The sequence below is a fragment of the Pantoea sp. CFSAN033090 genome (assembly GCF_001264395.1).
GTDB classification, from domain to species: Bacteria; Pseudomonadota; Gammaproteobacteria; order Enterobacterales; family Enterobacteriaceae; genus Pantoea; species Pantoea agglomerans.
Genome location: NZ_LGYX01000003.1, coordinates 210,181 through 217,335, shown reverse-complemented (window position 1 = coordinate 217,335; position 7,155 = coordinate 210,181). Strand labels below are relative to the sequence as shown.

8 protein-coding genes are annotated in these 7,155 nt (G+C 55.9%); 2 read left to right on the top strand and 6 right to left on the bottom strand.

The window, feature by feature from the left end; all coding sequences use genetic code 11:
• Window positions 1-288: 288 nt before the first annotated feature.
• Window positions 289-693: an OsmC family protein gene (locus AFL22_RS03420; RefSeq protein WP_010253071.1), complete on the bottom strand. Its 405-nt coding sequence runs from the start codon at window positions 691-693 to the stop codon at window positions 289-291.
• Between the two features lie 303 nt (window positions 694-996).
• Here AFL22_RS03420 and crp point away from each other — a divergent pair, with 303 nt between their 5' ends.
• Both crp and AFL22_RS03410 read left to right on the top strand, forming a co-directional pair.
• The gene (gene crp, locus AFL22_RS03415; RefSeq protein ID WP_003852956.1) at window positions 997-1,629 is read left to right on the top strand and encodes a cAMP-activated global transcriptional regulator CRP; all 633 of its coding nucleotides are present in this window, start codon (window positions 997-999) and stop codon (window positions 1,627-1,629) included.
• 57 nt (window positions 1,630-1,686) lie between these two features.
• Window positions 1,687-3,762 carry a YccS/YhfK family putative transporter gene (locus AFL22_RS03410; protein WP_010253083.1) on the top strand — a complete coding sequence of 692 codons (2,076 nt, stop codon included), beginning with the start codon at window positions 1,687-1,689 and terminating at the stop codon, window positions 3,760-3,762.
• Window position 3,763: 1 nt separating this feature from the next.
• On the opposite strand, the gene AFL22_RS03405 is transcribed toward AFL22_RS03410, so the two are convergent.
• From AFL22_RS03405 to ppiA, 5 genes are all read right to left on the bottom strand, one after another.
• Window positions 3,764-4,984 carry an aspartate aminotransferase family protein gene (locus AFL22_RS03405; protein ID WP_052270798.1) on the bottom strand — a complete coding sequence of 407 codons (1,221 nt, stop codon included), beginning with the start codon at window positions 4,982-4,984 and terminating at the stop codon, window positions 3,764-3,766.
• Window positions 4,985-5,065: 81 nt separating this feature from the next.
• Window positions 5,066-5,641, bottom strand: coding sequence for an aminodeoxychorismate/anthranilate synthase component II (locus AFL22_RS03400; RefSeq protein ID WP_033758980.1), 576 nt, complete (start codon window positions 5,639-5,641; stop codon window positions 5,066-5,068).
• 41 nt (window positions 5,642-5,682) lie between these two features.
• A complete protein-coding gene (locus tag AFL22_RS03395; protein WP_052270797.1) occupies window positions 5,683-6,276 on the bottom strand; it encodes a putative adenosine monophosphate-protein transferase Fic in 594 nt (197 codons plus the stop codon).
• Window positions 6,266-6,436 carry a YhfG family protein gene (locus AFL22_RS23075; RefSeq protein WP_010253095.1) on the bottom strand — a complete coding sequence of 57 codons (171 nt, stop codon included), beginning with the start codon at window positions 6,434-6,436 and terminating at the stop codon, window positions 6,266-6,268. The genes AFL22_RS03395 and AFL22_RS23075 overlap by 11 nt, the downstream gene beginning before the upstream one ends.
• Window positions 6,437-6,535: 99 nt before the next feature.
• Complete coding sequence (gene ppiA, locus AFL22_RS03390) at window positions 6,536-7,108, bottom strand: peptidylprolyl isomerase A (RefSeq protein ID WP_003852970.1); 573 nt, start codon at window positions 7,106-7,108, stop codon at window positions 6,536-6,538.
• Window positions 7,109-7,155: the final 47 nt, after the last annotated feature.

Genomic DNA, 7,155 nt, shown 5'->3' with positions numbered 1-7,155 from the left:
TCGCAACGTTCTCGCGCGGTAAACCGCTGGGAACCGGGTCAGAAGAGGAAAGCGTCCCGCGCCTGGGACAAAAACGCCGGGAGCGTTTTTGAACAACGCAACGCGTTGGCCCGGCTACGGGCGCACCTCAGGGATGAGGTGCGTAATCGCGCGGGCCGAGCATGCCATGGATGGCGGTTTTTGCGTCTTTCCGATCTGACCCGGTTCCCTGCGCAGGCACAGTCTGACAGCGGACCAAACCAGATCTTGCAGATGAAATTAAAAGGCCCGCATTGGCCCCTGAGGCTACTAAAGTTCGATCACTTCATAGCTATGCGTAATGTTGACGCCTTTACCCAGCATGATGGCCACAGAGCAATATTTTTCAGCAGAAAGATCCACAGCGCGTGAGACCGCTTTATCCTGGAGGGCTTTGCCACTCACGATAAAATGCAGGTTGATGTGCGTAAAGATTCGCGGCGCCTCTTCACGACGTTCTGAGGTCAGTTTTACTTCACAATCAGCCACATCGTTTCGGCCTTTTTGCAGAATTGATACCACGTCAATCGCGCTGCATCCGCCCGCCGCCATCAGCACCATCTCCATTGGGCTGGGCGCTTTATCACCCGAATTTCCATCCATCAGTATCTGATGGCCGGATGAGGATTCTCCGAGGAATGTCAGCCCTTCTACCCATTTCACTCTTGCCTGCATGATTTTTGCTCCGGAATACGCTGTTTTGTCGCCAGAGTACGCTTTCGCCTGGTAAACAGCAATCCAGAGAAATCCGCCCGTAGCTGAAGCGAGACAACAGAAGACAGTCGGCAAAAGCTGTGCTACAAACAGTGCTGAAAATATTTTTCGTCACCCGATGACGAAGCCGGGAAGGATGATGCGCACTGCGCCTGATGCGGCCCGAATAATTTCCTGAAATGGAAACGCTTGAAGCTTTCACCGCCTGACAGGGAAAACTGCCCCCTGTATTTTGGGCACGATTACAACAGAGGATAATAGCGAATGGTTCTCGGCAAACCGCAAACAGACCCTACACTCGAATGGTTCCTGTCCCATTGCCATATTCACAAGTATCCATCCAAAAGTACGCTGATTCACCAAGGTGAAAAAGCAGAAACGCTTTACTACATCGTGAAAGGTTCCGTTGCGGTTCTGATTAAAGATGAAGAAGGCAAAGAGATGATTCTTTCCTACCTGAATCAGGGCGATTTTATTGGTGAACTTGGCCTGTTCGAAGAAGGCCAGGAGCGCAGCGCCTGGGTACGTGCGAAAAGCGCGTGCGAAGTGGCGGAAATTTCTTACAAGAAATTCCGTCAGCTGATCCAGGTTAACCCTGACATCCTGATGCGACTCTCATCGCAGATGGCGCGTCGCCTGCAGGTGACGTCTGAAAAAGTGGGTAACCTCGCTTTCCTCGACGTAACCGGACGCATTGCACAGACCCTGCTCAACCTGGCGAAGCAGCCAGATGCCATGACGCATCCCGACGGCATGCAAATTAAAATCACTCGTCAGGAAATTGGCCAGATTGTTGGTTGTTCACGTGAAACCGTGGGCCGTATTTTGAAGATGCTGGAAGATCAGAACCTGATCTCCGCACACGGCAAAACCATCGTCGTTTACGGCACCCGCTAATTCCTGTCACCCACGGCGTGATGGCAACATCACGCCGTTATTGTTTGTGTTGGGCCGATGTGGCGTCGAATTATTTACCATCCTGAAGTTAACTACGCCTTGCGGCAAACGCTGGTGCTCTGTCTGCCGGTGGCGCTGGGCTGGCTGGCTGGCGACCTGCAAAAAGGTCTGCTGTTCTCATTAGTGCCCGCCTGCTGCAACATCGCCGGTCTGGATACCCCGCATAAACGCTTCTTCAAACGCCTGATTGTTGGCGGCAGCCTGTTTGCCCTCGGCAGCTTTCTGATGCAGTGGCTCACCCTGCATGCTATTCCGCTGCCGCTGATCCTGTTTGCTATGCCCTTATTGCTCGGCGTTACCGGGGAGATCAGCCCGCTGCATGGCCGTCTGCTGCCCGGCACCCTGATTGCCGCCATCTTTACCCTGAGCCTGATTGGCCGCATGCCAATCTATGTTCCCCCGCTGCTCTATATCGGCGGCACGCTATGGTACGGGCTCTTTAACTGGTTCTGGTTCTGGCTGTGGAAAGAGCAGCCGATGCGCGAAAGCCTGAGCCTGATCTACCGCGAGCTGGCTAACTACTGCGACGCAAAATATACCCTGCTGACGCAGCTGACCGATCCGGAAAAGGCGCTGCCGCCGCTGCTGGCTCGTCAGCAGAAAGTGGTCGATCTGATTAACACCTGTTATCAGCAGATGCATATGCTGTCGGCAAGCCGCGATCACAGCCATAAACGGCTGACGCGCGCCTTTCAGGTGGCGCTGGATCTGCAGGAACATATCTCGGTCAGCCTGCATCGGCCGGAAGAGGTGCAGAAGCTGGTCGAACAGAGCCACGCCGAAGCGGTGATCCGCTGGAATGCCAAAACCATCTCGGCCCGGTTGCGGGTGCTGGCGGATAACATTCTCTATCACCAGCTACCCGATCGCTTTGCGATGGATAAACAGCTCGGCGCGCTGGAGAAAATCGCCCATCAGCATCCCGACAATCCGGTGGGTAACTTCTGCCTTTACCACTTCAACCGCATCGCGCGGGTCCTGCGCACCCAGAAACCCCTTTATCAGCGCGATCTGATGGCTGACCGCCAGCGCCGTCTGCCGCTGTTACCGGCGCTGCGCAGTTATCTCTCGTTTCGCTCATCGGCCCTGCGCACTGCCGGCCGCTTTGCGGTGATGCTGATGCTGGGCAGCGCGCTGGCGCTGTTCTTCAACATCCCCAAACCCTACTGGATCCTGATGACCATCATGTTCGTCAGCCAGAACGGCTACAGCGCTACCCGTGTCCGCATTCAGCACCGGGCGCTGGGCACTTTTGCCGGTCTGGTGATCGCGGCCGCCACGCTGCGCATGGCGGTGCCGGAGTCGCTGGTGCTGCTGATCATGCTGGCAATTACTTTTATCAGCTATCGCTTTACCCGCCAGTTCTATGGCTGGTCGATGATTGGCTTTACGGTCACGGCGGTTTACTCGCTGCAATTGCTGTCGCTGAATGGCGCGCAGTTTCTGCTGCCGCGACTCATGGATACGCTGATGGGTTGTCTGATCGCCTTTGGCGGGATGCTGTGGCTGTGGCCGCAGTGGCAGAGCGGCTTACTGCGGCAGAACGCCCATGACGCACTGGAAACCTATCAGGATGCGCTGCGGCTGTTGCTGGGTGACGAACAGTCACCAGAGAAACTGGCTTATCAGCGGGTGAAGGTCAATCAGGCACACAATGCGCTGTTTAACTCACTGAATCAGGCGATGCAGGAACCCGCGTTCAACTCCCGCTATCTGAGTGATATGCGGCTCTGGGTCACGCACAGCCAGTTTATCGTCGAGCATATCAACGCCATGACGATTCTGGCGCGGGAGCACACCATGCTCACTGCCTCGCTGGCTGAGCGTTACCTGCAATCCTGTGAAATCGCGCTGCAGCGGTGTCAGCAGCGGCTGGAATATGATGGTGAAAGCTCACAGGTTAACCTGCTGGATGAGCTGGAGAACATCAGTGAGGGACCGATCACGGTGGTGGAGCAGCATGTGCGGCGCATTCTCGATCATCTGAGCGTGATGTACACCATTTCATCGCTGGCGTGGAACCAGCGGCCGCAACATGGCCGCTGGCTGATCAGACGCTTACGTAAAAACTAAGCTAGCCGTTGAGCACGTTGCCGACGGCCGTGGCGAAGCGGCTCATGCCCTCTTCGATGTCGGCAGGCTCAATGATCAGTGACGGGGCAAAACGCATCACGTCAGTGCCGGCAACCAGCACCATCACGCCTTCTGCGGCCGCGGCATTCAGGATGTCGCGTGCTTTACCGGCATGCTGCGGTTTAAGCGCCGCGCCAATCAGCAGACCCTTGCCACGAATATCGCTGAAGAGATCATACTTCGCATCGATGGCCTGCAGCGCCGTGACAAAGTACTGACGACGTGTCTCAACGCCTGCCAGCACCTCCGGCGTATTGATAATATCTAGCGCGGTTTCGGCGATGGCGCAGGCGAGTGGATTGCCGCCATAGGTGGTGCCATGCACGCCCGGCGCCATGGTCGAGGCGATCTCGTTAGTGGTCAGCATGGCGCTGACCGGGAAACCGCCGCCCAGCGCTTTGGCTGAGGTCAGAATATCGGGCTGGATGCCATAATGCTCATAGGCGAACAGCTTGCCGCTGCGCCCCATGCCGCTCTGCACTTCATCCAGCACCAGCAGCGCCTGATGCTGATCGCAAAGCTCACGCAGTCCCTGCATAAACTCCTGCGTTGCGGGCACGACGCCACCCTCCCCCTGAATCGGTTCAACCACAATGGCGCAGGTGTGATCGTCAATCACCGCTTTTACTGCGTTCAGATCATTGAACGGCACATGAACGATATCCGCCGGTTTAGGCCCGAACCCATCAGAATATTTTGGCTGTCCGCCGACCGTGACGGTAAACAGCGTCCGGCCATGAAAGGCGTTATGAAAGGCGATAATCTTACTTTTGAATGGGCTGTGACGTTTGCAGGCGTAGTAGCGCGCCAGCTTAAAGGCGGCCTCGTTGGCTTCGGCCCCGGAGTTAGCGAAGAAGACCCGCTCGGCAAAGGTCGCCTGAATTAACTTACTGGCAAGACGCAGCGCCGGTTCGTTGGTGAAGACGTTGCTGGTGTGCCACAGCGTCTCGCCCTGACTTTTCAGCGTCTCCACCAGCGCAGGATGGCAGTGTCCAAGTGCGGTGACGGCGATACCACCTGAGAAATCGATATACTCTTTGCCCTGCTGATCCCATACACGACTGCCCTTGCCTTTTACCGGCACGAACTGCGCAGGTGCATAAACAGGCAAAATAACGTTATCGAACGTCTCCCGCGTGACCGCAATTTTTTCCGCTGCCATTGATGACCCCATTTAGATGATTGATGTGCAACTTTGAAATAATAATCACAAAATATGCATAAAAAATCACTCAAAGGCAACTTATTGCTCAAGGAAATTGCGCAGCAGCTGATGTCCCTGCTCGCTGAGAATGCTTTCGGGATGGAACTGCACGCCTTCCAGCGCCAGGGTTTTATGGCGGAATCCCATAATTTCGTCAGGCTCGCCGTCACGCACCGTCCAGGCAGTCACCTCGAAGGCATCTGGCAGGGAGTCGCGCTGTACAATCAGCGAATGGTAGCGGGTCACGGTCAGTGGATTATTCAGAGTGCGGAACACGCCCTGTCCGGTGTGCTGAATCGCAGAGGTTTTGCCGTGCATCACCTGACGCGCGCGCACGACCTGCGCGCCATACGCCTGCGCAATTGCCTGATGGCCCAGGCAGACGCCCAGCACCGGCAGCTGACCGGCGAAATGCCGGATCGCCGCCAGCGAAATGCCTGACTCCGACGGCGTGCAGGGACCAGGGGAGATCACCAGATGAGTCAGCGGTAACGCCGCCATCTGCTCCAGCGTGATGGCATCATTGCGCACCACCTGAACCTGCGCGCCCAGCTCGCAGAAATATTGATAAAGATTCCAGGTAAAGGAGTCGTAATTGTCGATAAGCAGCAGCATGGCCAGTCCAGAATAATTACCCGCGCCGCTATTCTACGCGGTTAAGCCGCCTCGCTCACCACTTTCGCAAATACCTGCTCCAGCAGAGTCAGGTCTCCGGCCACACCAACCTGATTCGCCGCTTTCCAGCTTTCAGCGTCAGTCTCTTCCCAGGAGAGCAGATAACCGGCATGCAGCGCCAGCTGTTCAAAGAAAATCCGCTGCGCCCGACCGTTGCCGTGGCGGAAAGGATGCAACATATTGATTTCGCAGTAGTAGTGGGCAACACGCTCAATAAACGCGTCACGTGGCAGGTCAGCAAGGCCCTTCTCCTCCTCCAGCGCGGCCATCAGGGCGTTACCTTCCTTTTCGATATATTCGAAATGACAGAACGGCGTCTCATCGCGCCAGATATCGATAGTGCGCAGTTCACCAGCCCAGCTGTAGACGTCCTGAAACAGCGTACGGTGGATCTGGCGCAGGTAAGGCAGTCCAGGATTACGGGGGCCCAGCTCCAGCGTGGCGGCACGCGCCGCACTAAAACTCAGCTCCGCCTTACGCAGCTGCGCGGCATCGTGAATATCGGGCAGGTTTTTCAGCACATTGTCATGCTGCCACAGGTAGGGATCCTGGCTGACGGCGGTATTAGAGTCCATATTGCCTCCTCAGTGACGCCAGACGTGCGGCCGCATCATCGCTGTTTACGCTGGTTTCATTCGGCGAGAAGCCTTCCAGCCGACAGCTGGCCTGATAGCTGGCGCTACGCCGCTGTCGCCACAGGGTGACCTTCTGTTTTTCGGTGAGTTTGTTCGCCATGCCGCCTCCTGCTCAGGTTTTTGCCCTAAGTATAAGAGCAAATTCTGGCTTTGCCGGATGCGGCAGGCGGTCGCCATCCGCAGATGGCGACGAACGGACTTAAGGCAGGACTTTGGCGGAGAGGATAACTACCGGTTTGGATGGAACATTCTGGTAAGGACCCACATCTTTGGTCGGTACCTGAGAAATTTTTTCAACCACATCCTGACCTTTCACAATCTTACCAAATACGGCATAGCCAAAATCGCGCTGTCCGTGATCGAGGAATGCATTATCCGCGACGTTGAGGAAGAACTGGCTGGTCGCACTGTCTTTATCGGCGGTACGCGCCATGGAAATCGTGCCGCGCAGGTTACGCAGGCCGTTATCCGCTTCATTCTTGATCGGCGCGTTGGTCTGCTTCTGCTGCATGTCCGTAGTGAAGCCCCCACCCTGCACCATAAAGCCCGGGATCACGCGGTGAAAAATGGTGTTGTTGTAAAAACCGTTGTTGACGTAATCAACGAAGTTTTTCACAGAAACCGGCGCTTTCTGGTTATTCAGTTCGAGTTCGATATTGCCGGCGGAGGTGGTGAGCAGAACGTGGGTGTCACCTTTTGCAGCCAGCGCCTGGGCGGAAACGGAAGAGAGCGCTAACAGGGTGATGGCCGCTGTTAAAGTACGTTTAAACATGAAAGATTCCTTACCTGGGAGAGCGGGCACAAAAACGTGATTGATTG